At 62.9% G+C, this 16867-nt stretch carries 15 protein-coding genes, 2 pseudogenes and 1 riboswitch; of the genes and pseudogenes, 7 read left to right on the forward strand and 10 right to left on the reverse strand.

The window, feature by feature from the left end:
• Positions 1-65: 65 nt before the first annotated feature.
• From A5701_RS18220 to A5701_RS18235, 4 genes and pseudogenes are all read right to left on the reverse strand, one after another.
• Positions 66-290 (reverse strand): annotated as a pseudogene (locus A5701_RS18220) (hypothetical protein); the annotation flags it as partial.
• A 122-nt stretch (positions 291-412) separates the two neighbouring features.
• Positions 413-1252 (reverse strand): transglutaminase family protein, encoded by an 840-nt coding sequence (locus A5701_RS18225; protein ID WP_067756731.1) that lies wholly within the window; start codon positions 1250-1252, stop codon positions 413-415.
• The gene (locus tag A5701_RS18230) at positions 1252-2226 is read right to left on the reverse strand and encodes an alpha-E domain-containing protein (protein ID WP_067756734.1); all 975 of its coding nucleotides are present in this window, start codon (positions 2224-2226) and stop codon (positions 1252-1254) included. Before A5701_RS18230 ends, A5701_RS18225 begins: the two co-directional genes overlap by 1 nt.
• Positions 2226-3899, reverse strand: a complete 1674-nt coding sequence (locus A5701_RS18235; RefSeq protein ID WP_067756737.1) for a circularly permuted type 2 ATP-grasp protein — start codon at positions 3897-3899, stop codon at positions 2226-2228. Before A5701_RS18235 ends, A5701_RS18230 begins: the two co-directional genes overlap by 1 nt.
• 146 nt (positions 3900-4045) lie before the next feature.
• Here A5701_RS18235 and rpsT point away from each other — a divergent pair, with 146 nt between their 5' ends.
• On the forward strand, positions 4046-4306 hold the full coding sequence (rpsT, locus tag A5701_RS18240; protein ID WP_067756740.1) for a 30S ribosomal protein S20: 261 nt from the start codon (positions 4046-4048) through the stop codon (positions 4304-4306).
• A 7-nt stretch (positions 4307-4313) separates the two neighbouring features.
• Here rpsT and holA read toward each other — a convergent pair whose 3' ends face one another.
• Entirely contained in the window at positions 4314-5264 is a 951-nt protein-coding gene (gene holA / locus A5701_RS18245) for a DNA polymerase III subunit delta (protein ID WP_156670158.1), read from the reverse strand.
• Between the two features lie 44 nt (positions 5265-5308).
• Positions 5309-6127: pseudogene (locus A5701_RS18250) on the reverse strand (ComEC/Rec2 family competence protein); the annotation flags it as partial.
• 394 nt (positions 6128-6521) lie between these two features.
• On the opposite strand from A5701_RS18250, the gene A5701_RS28285 reads away from it, so the two are divergent.
• From A5701_RS28285 to A5701_RS28290, 4 genes are all read left to right on the forward strand, one after another.
• A complete protein-coding gene (locus tag A5701_RS28285; RefSeq protein WP_156670152.1) occupies positions 6522-6668 on the forward strand; it encodes a hypothetical protein in 147 nt (48 codons plus the stop codon).
• A gap of 341 nt (positions 6669-7009) precedes the next feature.
• Positions 7010-8983, forward strand: coding sequence for a hypothetical protein (locus tag A5701_RS18255; RefSeq protein WP_156670153.1), 1974 nt, complete (start codon positions 7010-7012; stop codon positions 8981-8983).
• A gap of 233 nt (positions 8984-9216) precedes the next feature.
• The gene (locus A5701_RS18260; protein ID WP_156670154.1) at positions 9217-9960 is read left to right on the forward strand and encodes a hypothetical protein; all 744 of its coding nucleotides are present in this window, start codon (positions 9217-9219) and stop codon (positions 9958-9960) included.
• 362 nt (positions 9961-10322) lie between these two features.
• Positions 10323-10496, forward strand: a complete 174-nt coding sequence (locus A5701_RS28290) for a hypothetical protein (protein ID WP_156670155.1) — start codon at positions 10323-10325, stop codon at positions 10494-10496.
• Between the two features lie 141 nt (positions 10497-10637).
• Here the strand turns inward: A5701_RS28290 and A5701_RS28295 are convergent, their stop codons facing one another.
• On the reverse strand, positions 10638-10853 hold the full coding sequence (locus A5701_RS28295; protein WP_156670156.1) for a hypothetical protein: 216 nt from the start codon (positions 10851-10853) through the stop codon (positions 10638-10640).
• A gap of 805 nt (positions 10854-11658) precedes the next feature.
• Positions 11659-11770, reverse strand: a riboswitch (SAM riboswitch).
• A 267-nt stretch (positions 11771-12037) separates the two neighbouring features.
• Between A5701_RS28295 and A5701_RS18265 the strand changes: the two genes are divergently transcribed.
• Positions 12038-12490 carry a hypothetical protein gene (locus tag A5701_RS18265; protein WP_067756752.1) on the forward strand — a complete coding sequence of 151 codons (453 nt, stop codon included), beginning with the start codon at positions 12038-12040 and terminating at the stop codon, positions 12488-12490.
• Positions 12487-13839: a hypothetical protein gene (locus A5701_RS18270; protein WP_156670157.1), complete on the forward strand. Its 1353-nt coding sequence runs from the start codon at positions 12487-12489 to the stop codon at positions 13837-13839. Before A5701_RS18265 ends, A5701_RS18270 begins: the two co-directional genes overlap by 4 nt.
• On the opposite strand, the gene A5701_RS29015 is transcribed toward A5701_RS18270, so the two are convergent.
• The 3 genes from A5701_RS29015 to A5701_RS28585 all read right to left on the reverse strand — a co-directional run.
• Positions 13836-14009 carry a helix-turn-helix domain-containing protein gene (locus tag A5701_RS29015; protein ID WP_082969787.1) on the reverse strand — a complete coding sequence of 58 codons (174 nt, stop codon included), beginning with the start codon at positions 14007-14009 and terminating at the stop codon, positions 13836-13838. The two genes, A5701_RS18270 and A5701_RS29015, sit on opposite strands and share 4 nt — an antisense overlap.
• Positions 14006-15244 carry an McrC family protein gene (locus tag A5701_RS18275; protein WP_067756757.1) on the reverse strand — a complete coding sequence of 413 codons (1239 nt, stop codon included), beginning with the start codon at positions 15242-15244 and terminating at the stop codon, positions 14006-14008. Before A5701_RS18275 ends, A5701_RS29015 begins: the two co-directional genes overlap by 4 nt.
• The coding region (locus A5701_RS28585) for an McrB family protein (RefSeq protein WP_197505011.1) at positions 15234-16867 on the reverse strand (1634 nt) is incomplete at its 5' end. The genes A5701_RS18275 and A5701_RS28585, both read right to left, overlap by 11 nt.

Consider the following 16867-nt stretch of genomic DNA (forward strand, 5'->3'; position numbering starts at 1 on the left):
CAGATGTCCTGCAGCCGAAGATCCGGGATCTTGCCGACGAAGTCCTACCGGATCACGGTGTGCACCAGCGCGCCGGCCGCCAAGATGCCCCCCGTCAGCGCGATCGCGGCTACCGGCCAGCCCGCCCCGAGGCGCCGCAGCCGCACGCCCACCGTCGCGGCGTAGACGGCCAGGGGGACCGACGACGCGAACGTCGCAACCGCGACGACGCGCCCGGCGACCGGCTGCGCGCGGACGTAGGCCACGACCGCGGCCGCCGGCCCATACGGCAACGGCATCACGCCGCCCAGGCCGACGCCGACGGCGATCCCGCCGAAGAGCAGCGTCACGCACAGCGTCGAAAGCAGCGGCAACGAGAAGCCGGCGGGCCGGCGCCCGCTGTAGTCCATGCGTGCACGCTATGCCCGGACGGCTAAGCCAGCCGGGTGACCTCCACGACGACGTCGAGATCGGTCGCACCCTCTCCGGAGTAGATGCCCTTCAGGGGTGGAACGTCGGTGTAGTCGCGGCCGGCGCCCACGCTGACGTACTGCTCGGAGATCTCGGTCTCGTTGGTCGGGTCGTAGCTCCACCACCCCCCGGTCCACGCCTGAATCCAGGCGTGGCTGCGCCCGTCCACCGTGTCCCCGACGACGGCGTGGCGCTTGGGATGCAGATAACCCGACACGTAATGCGCCGGAATCCCCATGGCGCGCAACAACATCAGCGAAAGGTGTACGAAGTCCTGACACACACCCTTGCCCGCGTTCAACGCGTCCAGCCCCGACGAGTGCACGCTGGTGGTGCCCGGCAAGTAGTCCAGCTCGCCGCGCACCCAGTGCGCCGCGGCGGCGACGGCCTCGGCGGGCTGGTGCGCCTTGGCGATCTTCTTGGCTATGGAGACAACCTTTTTGCTCGCCGGGGTGTGCGCGGTGGGGCGCAGCAACTCGTCGAACCGATCGATCACCGCCGCGGATCGCAGATCGTCCCAGCCGACGTCGGTCACCGCCGGTTCCGGCTGCTCGGTCTCGACCACCGAGGACGACGTCACGGTGAGATCGGTGTGCGGCGCGTGCAGATCGAACGCCGTCACCGCGGTGCCCCAATAGTCGATGTAGCGGTAGGACCGGGTGGCCGGGATCGTCTCGACGCGATTGAGGATGACGTTCTGCCTGGTGTTCGACCGCGGGGTCAGCCGCGCCTCGTTGTAGGAGGCGGTCACCGCCGACTGGTAGGCGTATCCGGTGGTGTGCACCACCCGCAGCCGCCACATCAGGCGTCCCCCTGCCTGCTGACCAGCCGGCGGTCGGCGGCATCCGACCACGCCACCCACGGAGTGACGTGAAAGTACTGCACGGACAACGCTTCTCCGACGTCGCGACACGTTCGCTGCAGTCCGGCCAAGCGGCTCTCCAGCGACTCCAGCAGCACACCGGGTTGCACGAATTCCAGCTCGCTGCGGGCCTGCCCGAGCAACCGCTGCGCCTCCCCCGTGGCCCCGATGCGGCTCTGGCGGTTGTGCAGCAGTTCGTCGAGGTTGTGTTCGGCCAGCCGCAGCGAATAGAACACCGAACGCGGGAACAGCCGGTCGAGCAGCATGAACTCGACCACGCGGCTGGCGTCGAGCACGCCGCGATAGGTGCGCAGGTAGGTGTCGTGCGCGCCCGCGGAGCGCAGCAACGTCACCCACGCCGGGGAGGAAGCGCTGTCCCCCACCCGCGAAAGCAACAGCCGCACCGTCATGTCGATCCGCTCGATCGCACGGCCCAGCACCATGAAGCGGTACCCGTCGTCGCGTGACAACGTCGAGTCGGCCAGCCCGGCGAACATCGCCGCGCGCCCCTCGATGTAGGACAGGAATTCATGGGGCCCAAGGCGTTTGGCCGCGCGCTCGCGTTCGGCCAGGGCATGATAGGTGCCGTTGAGGCACTCCCAGATCTCGCTGGAGGTGACCTCCCGTGCCGACTTCGCATTTTCCCGCGCCGCCGTGATCGCGTCGACGATCGATGAACCGCCCGAGGCATTGGTGCTGAAGGCCACCAGGTCGGTCAATGACCACACGTCCAGGTCGTGGCTCGGGGGATCGATCCCGAGCACCCGCAGCAGCAGCCGAGACGTCTGGTCCGGGTCGACGCTGGAATCCTCGAGCAGCTGGTGCAGCACCACGTCGAGGATGCGGGCGGTGTCGTCGGCGCGCTCGACATAGCGGCCGATCCAGAACAGCGCCTCGGCGTTTCGGGCCAGCATCAGCGCCTCCTCCGCCGCTGCTGTTGCTGAAGCTGCTGTTCCTGGGGTGATTCCCTGGTCAGGGACTGGGTTTGCGTCAGCCGCGGCGCGCCGTCCACCTCCGGGTCGGGCATCGACTCCGGCAGCGAGCGCACCACTTCCGCGGCGCCGAGCTCGTGGTCGCCGGCCGAGGTCCGCGACGCCAGCACCCAGGTGTCCTTCGAGCCGCCACCCTGGCTGGAGTTGACCACCCGCGAGCCCTCGACCAGGGCGACCCGGGTCAGCCCGCCGGGCAGCACCCACACGTCGTCGCCGTCGTTGACCGCGAAAGGCCGCAGGTCGACGTATCGCGGCGCGAGCGTGTTTCCGATCTGCGTCGGCACGGTCGACAGCTCCATCATCGGCTGGGCGATCCAGCTGCGCGGATCGTCGCGAACCTTCTTGGCGACCGTGGCCAACTCCTTCTCGGAGGCTTCCGGCCCGAACACGATGCCGTACCCGCCGGACCCTTCGACCGGCTTGAGCACCAACTCGTCGATCCGGTCCAGCACCTCTTCGCGTTCGTCGTCGAGCCAGCACCGGTAGGTCTCGACGTTGGCCAGCAACGGCTTCTCACCCAGGTAGTACTCGATCATGGTCGGCACATAGGTGTAGACGAGCTTGTCGTCGCCAACACCATTGCCGATGGCGCTGGACACGACGACGTTGCCGGCGCGCGCGGCGTTGACCAGGCCTGCCACGCCCAGCACCGAGTCGGCCCGGAACTGGAGCGGGTCCAGGAAGGCGTCGTCGATGCGCCGGTAGATGACGTCGACCTGCACCTCCCCTTCGGTCGTGCGCATGTACACCTGGTTGTCCCGGCAGAACAGGTCGCGACCTTCCACGAGCTCGACGCCCATCTGGCGGGCCAGCAGCGAGTGCTCGAAGTAGGCCGAGTTGTACACACCGGGGGTCAGCACCACCACCGTGGGGTCGGCCTCGTTGGTGGCCGCGGAATTGCGCAGGGCCCGCAGCAGGTGGGACGCGTAGTCGTCGACCGCACGCACCCGGTGGGTGGCGAACAGATTCGGAAAGACCCGCGCCATGGTCCGCCGGTTCTCCATGACGTACGACACCCCGGAGGGCGAACGCAGGTTGTCCTCGAGGACGCGGAAATTCCCCTTCTCGTCGCGAATCAGGTCGATGCCGGCGACGTGGATGCGCACGCCGTTGGGCGGGACGATGCCCATCGCCTCGCGGTGGAAATGCTCGCAGGAGGTGATCAGGCGGCGCGGGATGATGTCGTCGTTGAGGATCTCCTGGTCGCCGTAGATGTCGTCGAGATACATCTCGAGGGCCTTGACGCGCTGGATGATGCCGCGCTCCAACCGGCTCCATTCGGCGGCCGAGATGACCCGGGGAACCAGGTCGAGCGGAAAAGGCCGCTCCTGGCCCGACAGCGAGAACGTGATGCCCTGGTCGATGAACGCGCGGCCCAGGGCGTCGGCGCGCGCCTTGAGCTCCGAGGCGTCCGACGGGGCGAGCTCGGTGTAGATGCCCTTGTAGGGTCCCCGCACGGCGCCATGCGCATCGAACATCTCGTCGAAGGCCATCGCGTACACGTCCGACGACGTGTTGTATCCGCCGAAAATGCGCTCGCTGCGCGCGGCGCGCAAACTCCCCCTGGTTTCCTCAAGCTGACTCGGAAGACTCACGGTGTTAGATGCTGCCTCAAATTGACGTTATGGCAGGCCACGGGTTCCCGTTTTGGGAGAAAACGTAACCGACTGATAACCTGGGCAGTCGCCGTGGTGGTATCCGGCGCCCCAAGCAAACGTCGAATCGCAGAAGGAACTAAAGCGTGGCCAACATCAAGTCGCAGCAGAAGCGCAATCGCACCAACGAGCGCGCTCGACTGCGCAACAAGTCGGTGAAGTCGTCGCTTCGCACCGCCGTCCGCGCGTTCCGCGAGGCCGCCCACGCCGGCGACAAAGAGAAGGCCACGGAGTTGCTCGCGGCGACCACCCGCAAGCTGGACAAAGCGGCCAGCAAGGGCGTGATCCACAAGAATCAGGCGGCCAACAAGAAGTCCGCCCTGGCGCGCGCGCTCAACAAGCTCTGAGCCCCGCTCACCGGGTTCGGTTGGCGGCCAGCTCGGCCACCGTCCTGACCGCCGACTCCAGCGCGTAATCGGCGTCCGCGACGGCGCCCTTGACGTTGGCGTTGAGCGTCGCCACCACCTTCATCGCCGCCGCCACGCTGTCACGCGACCAGTACCGCGCCTGCTTCTGGGCCTTTTGCACCCGCCACGGGGGCATGCCCAGCTGGGACGCGAGCCGATAAGGGTCGCCCGAAAGCGGCCCGACCCGCCCGATCGTGTGGATGGCTTCGGCCAGCGCGTCGGCCAGCACCACCAGTGGCTCACCGCGCAGCATCGCCCACCGCAGCGCCTCGACGGCGCCCGCGACGTCGCCGGCCACCGCCTTGTCCGCGATGTCGAAGCCCTTCACTTCGGCTTTGCCGCTGTGGTAGCGGCGGACCGCGGCGGCGTCGACGACGCCGCCGGTGTCGGCGACCAACTGCGAACAGGCCGCCGCAAGCTCCCGCACGTCGGAGCCGACCGCGTCCAGCATCGCCGTCACGGTCTCCTCGTCGACCTTCACCCGCAACGCCCGAAACTCCTTGCGGACGAAGTCGACCCGCTCGCTGACCTTCGTGATCCGCGCGCACGGGTGTACGACGGCGCCGAGCGACTGCAACTCACTGGCCAGCGCCTTGGCCCGCCCTCCCCCCGAGTGCACCACCACCAGCATCGTGCCCATCGGAACGTCGGCCGCGGCGGAGGCGATCACCGCAGCCGCCTCCTTGCCCGCTTCCCCGGCCGCCTCCAGGACGACGATCCGCTCGTCGCCGAACAGCGACGGGCTCAGCAGTTCGGCGAGCTCATAGGTGCTGACGTCACCCGCCCGCATGCGGCTGACGGGAACGTCCTCGATGCCGGCCCGCTGGCGGGCCGACCGCAGCACGTCGGCCACCGCCCGCTCGACCAGCAGCTCCTCGTCTCCCAGCACCAGGTGCAACGGCGAATCGTCGCTCACCCCACGATGGTGTCACGACCGACCGACTAGACCGCCCCGGGATCCAGCAGGTCGGACAACCACCAAGCCAGCGCGCAGAGGGCGGCCGCGGCGCCGAGCCAGCGCCTTCCGCGCCGCCGGGCGACCACCACGACGATCAGCACGGTCACCGCGGCGACGAGCAGCACCCCGGGCATACCGGAGGGCACGGGCACCGTCGCCGCGGGCGCGCCGGCCGACCAACGGGCCACCCGCACCACCCACCACAGCTCGGGGCCGGTGAAGCGGATCAGCAAATGGGCGCCCGCGGCCCATGCCACGCTCAACACAGCGGCGGCGCTGCCCAGCACCGTGATCGGCGCAATGACGGGTGCCGCCGCCAGGTTGGCGGCCATCGCCACCAGGCTGACCCGCCCGGAGATGCCGGCCACCAACGGGGCGGTCACCACGTGTGCGGCCGCCGCGATCGACAGCGCGTCGGCCAGCGGTTTGGGGCATCCCCTGCCCGCAAGGCGCCGCGACCAGCCCGGCGCGATGACGACCAACGCGGCGGTCGCGGCCACCGACAGCGCGAAGCCCACGTCGACGGCCAATTGTGGGGCCAACGCGAGCAGGCCCAGCACCGTGGCGCATAACGCCGGAATGGCTTGGCGGCGCCGCGAAGTCAGGACCCCGGCCAGCGCGATGGCGCCCATCACGGCCGCCCGCAGCACGCTCGCCGTCGGCTGCACGACGACGACGAACGCGACCAGGGCCAGCCCGGCCAGGACGACGGCCGCCCGCGGTCCGACCACGCGCGCCGAGAACAGCACGGCCCCGCAGACGATGGTCACGTTGGCGCCCGACACCGCCATCAGGTGGGTGAGCCTATTTTTGTAGCAGGTACTCATGGAGTCTCGTTTGATCGGAGAACGCCAACGGACGGTGCACGTTGATGGCGCCCCTCTCAAGAGGCTCGATATCGGGCAACTGAAGAAACTCGCCGGACCCTAGGCCGCAGCCTGCTGGGAGGCAATGTCGATACCGCAGAGGCGTAAGACGTTGCAGACCATTGGACTAGAGGCAGTCGTCCTCAAAAGCCGCGAGGAGCACGGGCCTAGATTCGAAAAAGAAACCATCGATTTCGTCTGGAAAAATGAAATTAAAAGTAATTCCGTTTGAAACGGATTTGACAACGATCTGATCTCGCGAACTGGTCTCAGTAACCGCTTGACCTGCTGTTATTGCGAATTCCTTTCCAATAGTTCTACGATTTCCTGCGTGCATATCGGCATGGAACAGGCCGCTGTGGAATTGGACGATTACGTCGAGGCAGTGTTGTCTGAGGCGCCCCGGCTGACCGACAAACAACGCCATCAGCTCGCCGAGGTTATCCGGTCTGTTCGCATTCCTGGTGATGTCAGATGAAGTGTATTACCCCGATCAATTCCGGGACCGGTTCCTGCTCGGCCTACGGCATATCCGACCCGGCATTCGAGGTTTACCGAGTCAGTCTCGATAAGTGCACTGATCCCCATCATGAGTGGACGAGAGTGAGAGAAATTTACGGTGGTCATGACGATTGCGCCGAGCGCAAAGCCGAATTTCCAACCGTATATGCATAGCTCCGCATTATTTTGTAATATGCGGATTTAATAATGATAAATATGGGACGGGGCCTCGCCGAATGGTCAACGAGGCCCCGAGAAATTGAGTGGTGTGGTGACTACTTTAGCATTTAATACTGCCCCTGTGCAATCTGGCGGGGGGTGCTGATGGCATTCCAGCGATCTTGCGCATTACTCGACCGTATAAGCGTCGAGGAGGACCCACGACTATATGACGACCACGTACGGTTCTGTGGCCACTGGGACAAGGAGCAGCAGCTGGCGCCCATTGTCAGCAAGATGGGCCTATCTCCCAATAAAGAGCAGTCTTATGCCGATGCCAATTTCGCCCGGACCGTAGTCTTTAACCACAAGACTCGAAATACGGGCACTTGCTACTCGCGCCGTATGGAGTGGTATAACCACAGATACAACCGCACCGGCGACCCTTATTGCACGTATCGCCGCATGACCGGTGCGGCGAACCGGCTGTGGGCCGACGGCTACATCGACCACATCATGGGCAGGCCCAACCGCAACCGGCCCTACCGGGGTAGAGAATCAGTCGCATACCCCACCCAGAAGCTGTTGGATCTCATCGGTGATCTGGTTGACCCATTGGAACCCCGTGCCCTCCCCACACGGCCGGAGGTGATCATTAAGCGGGGTGCCGACAAAAAGAACGACGATTACTCAGACACCGACGAAACCCGCGCCATGAGCGAGGAAATGTGGGGGTTCAATGACGAATTCGCCCTCCGCGAATTCTGCCGACAGGGTCAGCTGGTGCCGGTACCCCCTATGCGCAGGGTGTTCCACCAGCGCTTCGACCGTGGGGGTCGGCTGTATTGCCACGGTGAGTCCTACCAGCAGCTGCCAGGAGAGCAGCGGGCCGAGATCGTAGAGATTGTCGGCGGCGAACCTATGCCCATGGCGGAGTTGGATTACCCCGCGCACCATTTCCGCCTGGCCTATGCCTGGGCGGGCAAGGAGATACCGCCGGGCGATCCCTATTGCATCCCGGGCTTTGAGGACAAGCGAGATCTCTGCAAATTGGGTGGCCTAATCGCGTTCAACGGTGACGACATGAACGCTTCGGCCTATGCTCTGGTCAAGGAGTCAGGCTGCACCTACGACGAGGCGTTTAAGGTGCTCAAGGCTGTCCGGGAGAAGCACCACGAGATCAGGTACGCATTCTTCTCGGACACCGGGGCCAAGTTGATGCGCGTCGACTCCGATATGACGGTGACGTTGATGAAGCGGTTTAGGGAGCAGGCCGGTTACACGCCATTGCCGGTCCACGACAGTTACATCGTGCGGGCTTGTGATTCTGAGATCTTAGGCACCCTCATGGAGGAAGTATTTGAGGAATACCGGGCTCGGATGCAGCTGGCAGAACAAGACGAAACAACCCACACCTCCCCCCCATCCATTTATGGGGTTACGTTTTTTCCTCACACCTCTGATCAGGACCCGTCGGATACGGATAAGGACCCTACGGACCAACCACTAGGTACCTTTACAACTGCAAAAGAGGTCCCAGAACTCACAGTCAAAGCGAGTAAGCGGCACATCTATGTGGGCGGCCCATATCCTTGCCAGAAACGGCGGGGATATGTGGGGATTTTTCCTGGGGAGGTCTGGACTGCTTTGGGGCGGCTTTCTGCCGATTGGGCAAATGGGGCGCCAAGGGATTGGGCGATCGTGCGAGAGTGGGACAAGCTGGTGTATGGCGCCAGCGAGTTGAGTGAGACCTTCACAATGTTTGCCCCGGGTGGGAAAGCTGCGGCGCCGACCCCCCACTACCGTCTGAATTCCTTCGAGACCCGTGAGATAGCGGCCTGTCGGGTGCACCGGAACTGCGGCCCGGTCGACCCGGAGACGGAGTATTGGCTTTTTCTGGGAGTACTGGTTGAACAGTACGAAGAGGACGCTTTGCAGCCACCGTGTGCCCAGATCGGCTCAGACAAGCTCGTCCAATATGCCAGGTATATCAGGCGTCAAGAAAGGGAAAACGCTGCCGCCCGCGAAAAGGCTAAGAGGAAGGCGTTGCGGGAGTATCTGCGTGAATGTCGAGCGGCCGGAGTGAAGATTGAGAGGCCCAAACGGGGCCCGAAGCTGACAGGCGATGAATAACCAGCAATCCTCGATTGCCAGCCGTTGCCAAGTGGTGAGTACCAACCTGCATGGTCCCGGCGGATGACCGTCGAGCTATCCGATCTCCGGCTTCGCGTTGTGTCCGGGCAGGTTGCCGCAGCGACGGGAGCTTCATCGAGGGCAGATCTCGTGGAATTAGGTGGTCTGGGCGGGTGACCCGAGCCCTGCAAATTGGTCTCGCAGAGGGCAATACCGCATTACCCTCGCCCACTATGGAACCCGAGGGGGACGTCCGCCCGGATGAAAATGGCACCGCTAAATCGGCCTACAGCGATTGCACCGCTACCTCGCGTCAGGGTGGAGGCGATGACGCGACCGAAGTCGTTCGTAACGCCACGCAGGCTGCGCCCGAGCTGGCCTGGTCGTCCGACAATGCCGATCCTGAGCCGGTGCTGTACCGCCAGCCATGGGCCAGGGCCTGGCTGATCGCCGCAGCCATCCTGGTTCCCCTTGCCGTGGTGGCCTCGGCCATCGCGATTCCTCGCTGGATGTCGTCGCACCAGGAATCGTCGCCCCTGTCCGCGACGAAGCCGGCCTCACCACAATCCGCAGAAGGTTCGGAGCCCCATGGGGGGGTCGTACGAAAGGACCTCGCGGCAGCCACCGCAGCGGCGCAGGAAAAAACTGACCGGCACACCTCGGGTGATTTCGCCGGTGAGTGGCTCCTCTACACAAAGCGCCTGCGAGACGGAATCGCTCAGCAAGACTTCGTCCGTTACTCAGAAGCCTGCTCTCCTACCGGCCTGAAGCTCAAAGCTATCGGTGTCCGTATGGATGGCGCCGACCACGCCATTGTCCGAATCGAAGTGCTCGGCGCCGCCACCAAGGCCTTCACCTGGGCTTACGAGGATGGTGCGTGGTACCAGGTGCCCGACGACTTTCTGACCTCAAACCTCGGCAAGACCGGCGATCAACTTATTGCTGCAGATAAAGCAGACGGCCACTGTCAGCGTTGACGCCGACCTATCGATGAACGGTACGGTCTGCTACGTCAGCGACGTCACTCATCGCTGCACCTCGGACCGTCGGTACGTTGAAACGTGTTGCTTTCCAAGCATTCCAAGACGTCTGACCACGGGCAAGAGTCTCTGCTGCCGCGCTCGATGAACTTCCGGCCGGTACCCCGGTAACGATTCTGAGCGAGCGACGCGGTAGTGGTGTGGAGATACTCGGCGAGTTCGGCAGGCGTCGCCAGCGAAGGTAGTTGATTCGACACGACCGGCGATCATAGCCAGCGTCTACAGACTCGGCCGCCAGCGACGGCGGCCAGACCGAACGCGAGGGAACCGACTGCGACCGGTTTGCGTCCAAACCGAGTATGGATGAAATCGAGCGAGAAGCGATCCGCGCTGAAGGACGAGATCCTGACGATCCAGCCGTGGTTACCGCAATCGACTTCGCCCGGTGGACGCTGTCGCTGCATGTCGGTGCTCAGACGCTGGCGACGAACCCACATGATTTTCTGTGGATAGTTTCCCGCCGTTGGGTCTGAGCCGGTCATTGTGCACGGCGGGCCCCCTCGGCCGGTCCGTGTGAGTCCAGCGCTGAGGGGCCACGCAGCAACGGGTACTCGTCCAAAGCGGTCTGACCTTATGGAGCGGGAAACCAGTTTGATTTGAAGCACTTGTATGTGCTAGCGGCGACGGCTATTCGTGCGCTTGCGGCGCGACAGTACTCGGGGTAATCGCGGCCGCAGCGGGAAGAACAGCCCTGCCGCTTGAATGAGCCGCACAGCATCGTCGGGATCATGCTTGTGCCAGGCCCAGACGCAATATGCCAACCAGAGCAGGATGGCTAACAGGAACGCCGCGAGTGCGAGCGGACTGAACTGGTGGAATTCCGATAACACGACACGAACCTCCAAAGCGGCCGCTCGGCGTCCCGGAACGCCAAGGTCAGCAATGGAGAATCACTGTCGGTTCTTCGGGCTCAAACGCACTGTCTCCGGGACTCGTGCTTCGCCCGCAACTTTCTACCGGCTCACTGGCCGCTCTAGTAGTTAGTGACAGCTTTATCATACCGGATGGGACCGCCTCGGTATGTAGGAGTGGTTAACGTGCATCGAGTTGCGCGAGCGATTGTGTCCGACCTCGGCGGTAGTTCCGCAATCGGTCCGATCGAGTTATCTGCGTCGCGGAGGCTCTAGCTGGCCGAGCGACATACCGGATGGCGATACGCACGGGCCCGATGTAGCCGCGCGGTCGATCTGCAGCTCGTGCTTGCTCTCTGCTCAGCCCAGATCTCCATGACATGAGCACTCGGTACGGACCTTCTGTCGTTGGGTATTTGAGCAGGCGCACTTTGTCGGCCACTGCTTATACCGTGTCGCGTAGCCACACTGGGGGCAAGGCGAGTGAAGGTGACGATCACTGAGGCCCCTGACGCTCACGCCCATTCCTACCTCCCGTCGGCCATGTCGTCTCGGTCATCCACGCTCTTTCGTGAGACTTCAAGGCTGCCAGGGCTCCTGCCTCGGCAGCATCGCGCTCGGCCGATAACTCCGGAGGTGGCGACCACGCCTCTTGACCCAGGCAGATGCCACTCTCTCGTGGGCTGCGGTGGACCTATCCAGCCGCACTCAGCACTCGTATGTGCCTCCGTCTGACCGTCGAGGCCGACATTGAGACTCCGTGCTTTTCCGAACCTTCGCAAGCGAGGCGCACTTGCCAAGACCGGTTGGTGCTCGGCCGCTGCGTCACCCGGACCACCCGCGAGCAATGGGGTTGGTGTGCGTCGAGCCGGGCCTGGGTGACGCATCTCGTGAAGCAACGTCAACTCTACTTCGAAAGGTCCCGGGCACCGCTGAGAGATTGGGCCGCTCAAGACGTCCCCAGTGCGCCACGGCGGCGTTATGTCCACTGTCGCTTCCCCACGTTTCCGGCCTGTGTGACTTCGTGAGTTTTGGTGCCCTCACAAGTCAGTGGAATAACGTTGTCGGTGTCGTGTGCGAGTATCGCGCGGAGATCGGGGCAGACAACGCGGAGAGCCGCACCCAGCGGGTCGACCCGTCCCCGATGGCCGGAGGGTAGAACAATGGCGACGAGAGCCCAGTGCCAGGTCGAACGCTGTAAGTTTCCGGCGACTGCGATGCACCGCCTGAAAGAGCCAAGCGGGGCATTCGATTTCCCGGCGGACGTGGCCGTCTGCGATATACACCAGGAGCAGCTATCTGACCCAGCAACGGAATGGCTTTTGCTCAATGAGCGAGAAGGCCGACGGCTCCTTGTCGGGCCCATGCTCGCCGAGTTGAACGAATACATCCTGATTGAGCCGATCAGCGGGCTGACAGTGCATATGGCAAGCCGTGACTTCAGCCACCCGGAACACACTGGCTACCACATTCCGCTGAAAGTTCGTCGGCGAGGCGGCGCTGAAGAGACCCTCACGCTGGTGATCCCGCCCGACCTGCTATCGGCGAGCGCCGAGTATCTGCACGGAATCGCGAAGCGTTCGGCGCCGGAGCCGAAGTCTGGCGATCAGCCATGAGCGATCTAGATCCCCAATCCGACGACCTTTGCTCGGCCATCGAAGCGCGGTTGGACCGGTTTGCAAAAACCATGAGCGAAGACAACGCCACCGCAGATCGCTACCGCCAGTTGCTTGCTGACCATCAGCCAGAAGGTGGCCGACGGGGTGCGCCCTGTACCGGTACGCATCCGGCGGAGATACCTTGGCCATGTCGACAGGTCCGACGACTCAACCAAACCGACACCTATCCAACCAGCGTTCACGGTGCGGCTCGATGGCTTGATGTGGTGCAGCGCATGCGGGACATGATCGCGGCGACGATTCCGCAGGCGATTGACAACATTGAGCACCAGCTGCAGACCGGTGGCCCAAACGCCGAGTACAACCGGCGGTTCGCCTTCAGCGCATTCACGATGCCATTCACGTACGCAATTGCTGCCACGCCACCCAGAATTGGTAGCGAAGTGGAAGCTGCGATCGCACCCTTGAACCGGGCTGTAGACAATCTACTGACCGACCCCGACGTTCGTACCGCTATGTCGCAGTTAGAGGCGACCATGACGACAGCTGAAGAGGAGTTGGCGAGGCTGGTGGCGGATCCGGAGCCAGCATCGGTCACCGAACTTGTCGATGAGTTGCAGCATACGGTCAAGGTCTCGATGCTCGCAGCGTTGGTCGGGGCTGCGGGAATCGTTGAGCTGGCCGATGCCGAGTTCGCTACTCGCATGGAGGAGTTGAAATACCCTCCCCCACAATCGCGTTGGGTGGAGCTTGCCCGCGAACCTGTGGCTGTGGTTGGTAGGCCGACGGACACGACGGTCAGCATCGAGGAGGTTTACCAGGCGGCGGCACCAGGAGTACAAGGAATGCTGCAGGCTATGCGCGGCGAAGTCTCGCCACCCCGGAAAACCGAGGTGCAACGCATCCAAGGAGCACAGTGGATCAGCTTTATATTCGCGGAGTGGAATGATCACTACCGGTTCGAATTAGCGAAGGTTTGGGACTGCAGTCACCGCGACTACACGTTTCCCTTCTTCGGAGAGCTTGCCAAGATCCGCAATGATTTCATCCACAACGACGGCGTCGCTAAGCGTGCGACCGCGAACTGTCAGATTCTCGGCTGGTTCAACGAAGGCGAGCAGATGTTTCTGACTCCCGCCATGTACGTCGATGTGGTCCGAAGCTGGCCTTGGGACGAGCTGCTCCACGAACCCACGCCCTGCCAAGACTCTCGTAATCCATATCCGGGCCGGGCGCCGGTCACGTTGATCGATGCGATTCAACGCGCAGCGGCAGCTGATGGGATCAAACCCGATGATGTATTGGAAGAAGCTCTGCAGCTCTGGCTGCAACGAAGTGGCGGTTAACTCGCCTCGGCGAGGTAACGGTAGAGGGTCGCCCTGCTCACCCTAGAGTACCTGGCGATGTCCCTGCCGGTGTGCCCATCTTCTTTCATACGCTTGGCGGTGGCTATGTCCTGGATTTCCCGAACCTTGCGGGGCATACCGAACGTGGTGCCATTGGCGCCGAGCTTCATTCGACATCCGCCACGTCGCGAACGGAGCTTTGAGCGAGCCACGTTCCGACTCTTCCGGCGAGTCGTGCGGCGGCTTGCTCGGGTGTCACCGCGTCCGAGTTCCAGTTGTACCCGTTCACCTGGACGGATCCCACATGTACTTCCTCGCCTCGCTCGCACGGGCCGAAGGCGATGACGGTCGCCTTCTGCGCGTGGTATCCCGTGGCAAAGGTTGTGACCTGGTTCAGCTCGCTCCGTTTGATTTCTCCGTCGGCATTGAGGCGGTACTTCACGTCACCGACAGCTTCGTTGTTGCCGAAGATGAGGTCAGGGTTGATGCTTCTACTACGGTCGCCAAGCAGTATTTTGGCCTTCTTCTGGACTTTCCAGTCGGGTTGAAGGTGTGTGCGTAGCGAATTCCGAAGTCCTTCTTCGACGGCCTCGGGTGTCCGGAAAAGGAAAGTCCAGGTTGACTTTCGGCCCTCTTCCATGCTGAGACCGGTGCTCGCGAGTATGGCCAGAGCTAGTGGATGGGCGTCACGGTAGCGTCGGCTGAGGGCACCTGGTCTGACGCCGAGGTCGGCAGGCTGCAGTTCTCCGATGTCGGTCAGCCGGTGATGGATTCGTCGGCACCGCTCCCGTAATTCTGACGGCAAGCCCGGCAACGCCAGCAGCCTCAGGACTGCTGCTTTCAGCACCCGGTTCAAACTGGTGTCTTCGCCGAATAGCTCGAATTCGCAAGAGATTACGGGACGACCTGCAAGTATCGACCTTGCGGTCTTCAGGGTATGAATACGTCCCCGTGCGCACGCCAAGTCGGCGGTGACTCTGCCGTAGTCACTGGCCAGCCCGTGCCTCAGGAGTACCTCACAGCTATGGACGAACCATCGTGCAATGAGACTAAAGAAGTTGTCGTCGGCCCCGAGCCTCGACCGCTCGTACAGGGATCGTGGAACCTGGTTCGACTCGGCCAACAGATAAAGCAGGTGCGGCAGCGGGATCTTCGGCATGATGATCAGTTGCAGATCGCCCAGCCCGATGGCTCCGATCGCATCGGACACTGCGACGGTGTACAGGGCACCGTTAAGGTGTTCGCATCGCACAACGCTGCGGGTCGGCGTGTCGGCGTCGTCGCTGGCTCCCCACCATTGTTTTTGGGATGCGAGGGCACGCCCGATCCGACGCAGCTCATCGGCTTGGCTATCGGTGAGAGCGAGCGTCGACGCCCTCGACTCGGTGAGCCGCTCAGTCTTCATCGGCCAGGGCGCTCGGCCAGAACGTTGTGAGGTCGAACTGCTGGACAAGATCAGGTTGGTCGAAGAGATACTCAGCGATCAGCGGCTTAATCTGGTGACGCCAAGTATGGCGAAGGTCTTTGTGCCCGAAGTGCTTTGCCATGAAGAAGCTGTGGCCGATCGTATGGTGATTGTCGAGATGCTGGGTCAACATTTCGTTCAGCTTCCGTAGTCCTTCGCTCAAACCAAGGACCTCTGAGATGTTTCCCCCGCTGCGGTAGAAGGCATCCAGGATGTCGGGTTCAGGTGGACACTCGAAAATGTCGAAACGTCTTCTGAGGGCGGTATCGACACTGCGGATGCTGCGATCCGCAGTGTTCATGGTGCCGATGACGTAGAGGTTAGGCGGCAGTGAGAAACGATCACGGTGAAGAAGTTGTATCTCCTTGTCACGGTATTCGAGCAGATACAACAGCTCACCGAAGACGCTGGGGAGATTTGCCCGGTTCATCTCGTCGATGACGAGGACGACGGGGTGATCGACCCGGCGGGCGTGGTCTGCGACGTTGACCAGGACTCCGGAGACGACCTCAAACGCCACCTGCCCTTCGCGTGCCACCGGCCGCAACCCCTCAACAAAATCTTCGTACGCGTAGCTGGGGTGGAACTGGACCACATGAACAGCATCCGGGTGGCCCCCGGTGAGGAATTTCCCGATTCGCTCCGCCACCCAGGTCTTGCCCGTGCCCGGGGGACCCGCCAGGATGATCTGGGGCCGACGTGTGTGGAGCGTTTCGAGAACGTCGTCGAGGTTGCCTTTGCTCCAAAGGGTTTCGCGGAGCAGCCATTCGAAATCATACGGTGGATCGAACCGCTGCGGAGGTGGAAGCGATGTCGCCTGGGTGCCGCCCGCCGATTCAATCAATGGGCGCAACGCTTCCCACTGTTGCTCTGTGACAGGAAAATTGGTCCCCTGCGGCTCGCGGATAATTAATAAATCCTTCAAAATCGGATGGTTCACCAGGTCTCGTCGCAACACAGGATGGTCGAGGATGCGGTCCAAACGGTAACGAATCGCGAGGCTTTCGGGAGGGGCTCCCTTTGGCTCTCCGCCTTGACGGGACCGCGTGAAGCTCTCACCGACGATGGTCCCGGTGGCATAGATCCCCGCCCGGTCACCCGCCGTCCAGAGCAAAGCGGTATCGCCGTCTGAGACATCCTTGGCGTATCGGCTCAGTGTCCAGTCGTCGACAGAGCCCGGCTGTGTTGATGGCTTTGCGAGAAAGTCAAGCAAATCCCAACGTTTGGGATTGGCCTGAAATATCCAGACCTGTTGCCCGGCGCATGGGAGGGTCCCCGCGTGGCCCAGGTTGACTAACTTGTCAAAATCTCCTTTGGAGATCGGCAGGATTGAGGTCTGGTGGTTGACAACGGGCCCCTCCGGCGACGGTACCGGCCGCTCGAAGCGCACGTAGTCAGCGATAGTCGCGACAAAATCACCAGGCGCCTGCTCGGAAATCTGCTCGATCGTCCCCGCTCCGAAGTAACTTTGCGTTGTTCCATCTGATGCGGTTCTCGGGCGGTAATAGACGAAGCGGGCACCAGACGAGACGGACAGCCTCTTCCATGCCCCAGATGACTGCG

Source organism: Mycobacterium sp. E3305 (assembly GCF_001666785.1).
Taxonomy (GTDB): domain Bacteria; phylum Actinomycetota; class Actinomycetes; order Mycobacteriales; family Mycobacteriaceae; genus Mycobacterium.

Coding starts and splice junctions, on each gene's coding strand:
- A5701_RS18225 (WP_067756731.1), bottom strand. CDS start 1,252: ATGTGGCGGCTGCGGGTGGTGCACACCACCGGATACGCCTACCAGTCG.
- A5701_RS18230 (WP_067756734.1), bottom strand. CDS start 2,226: ATGCTGGCCCGAAACGCCGAGGCGCTGTTCTGGATCGGCCGCTATGTC.
- A5701_RS18260 (WP_156670154.1), top strand. CDS start 9,217: ATGGAACCCGAGGGGGACGTCCGCCCGGATGAAAATGGCACCGCTAAA.
- A5701_RS28290 (WP_156670155.1), top strand. CDS start 10,323: ATGGATGAAATCGAGCGAGAAGCGATCCGCGCTGAAGGACGAGATCCT.
- A5701_RS18265 (WP_067756752.1), top strand. CDS start 12,038: ATGGCGACGAGAGCCCAGTGCCAGGTCGAACGCTGTAAGTTTCCGGCG.
- A5701_RS18270 (WP_156670157.1), top strand. CDS start 12,487: ATGAGCGATCTAGATCCCCAATCCGACGACCTTTGCTCGGCCATCGAA.
- A5701_RS29015 (WP_082969787.1), bottom strand. CDS start 14,009: ATGAAGCTCGGCGCCAATGGCACCACGTTCGGTATGCCCCGCAAGGTT.
- A5701_RS18275 (WP_067756757.1), bottom strand. CDS start 15,244: ATGAAGACTGAGCGGCTCACCGAGTCGAGGGCGTCGACGCTCGCTCTC.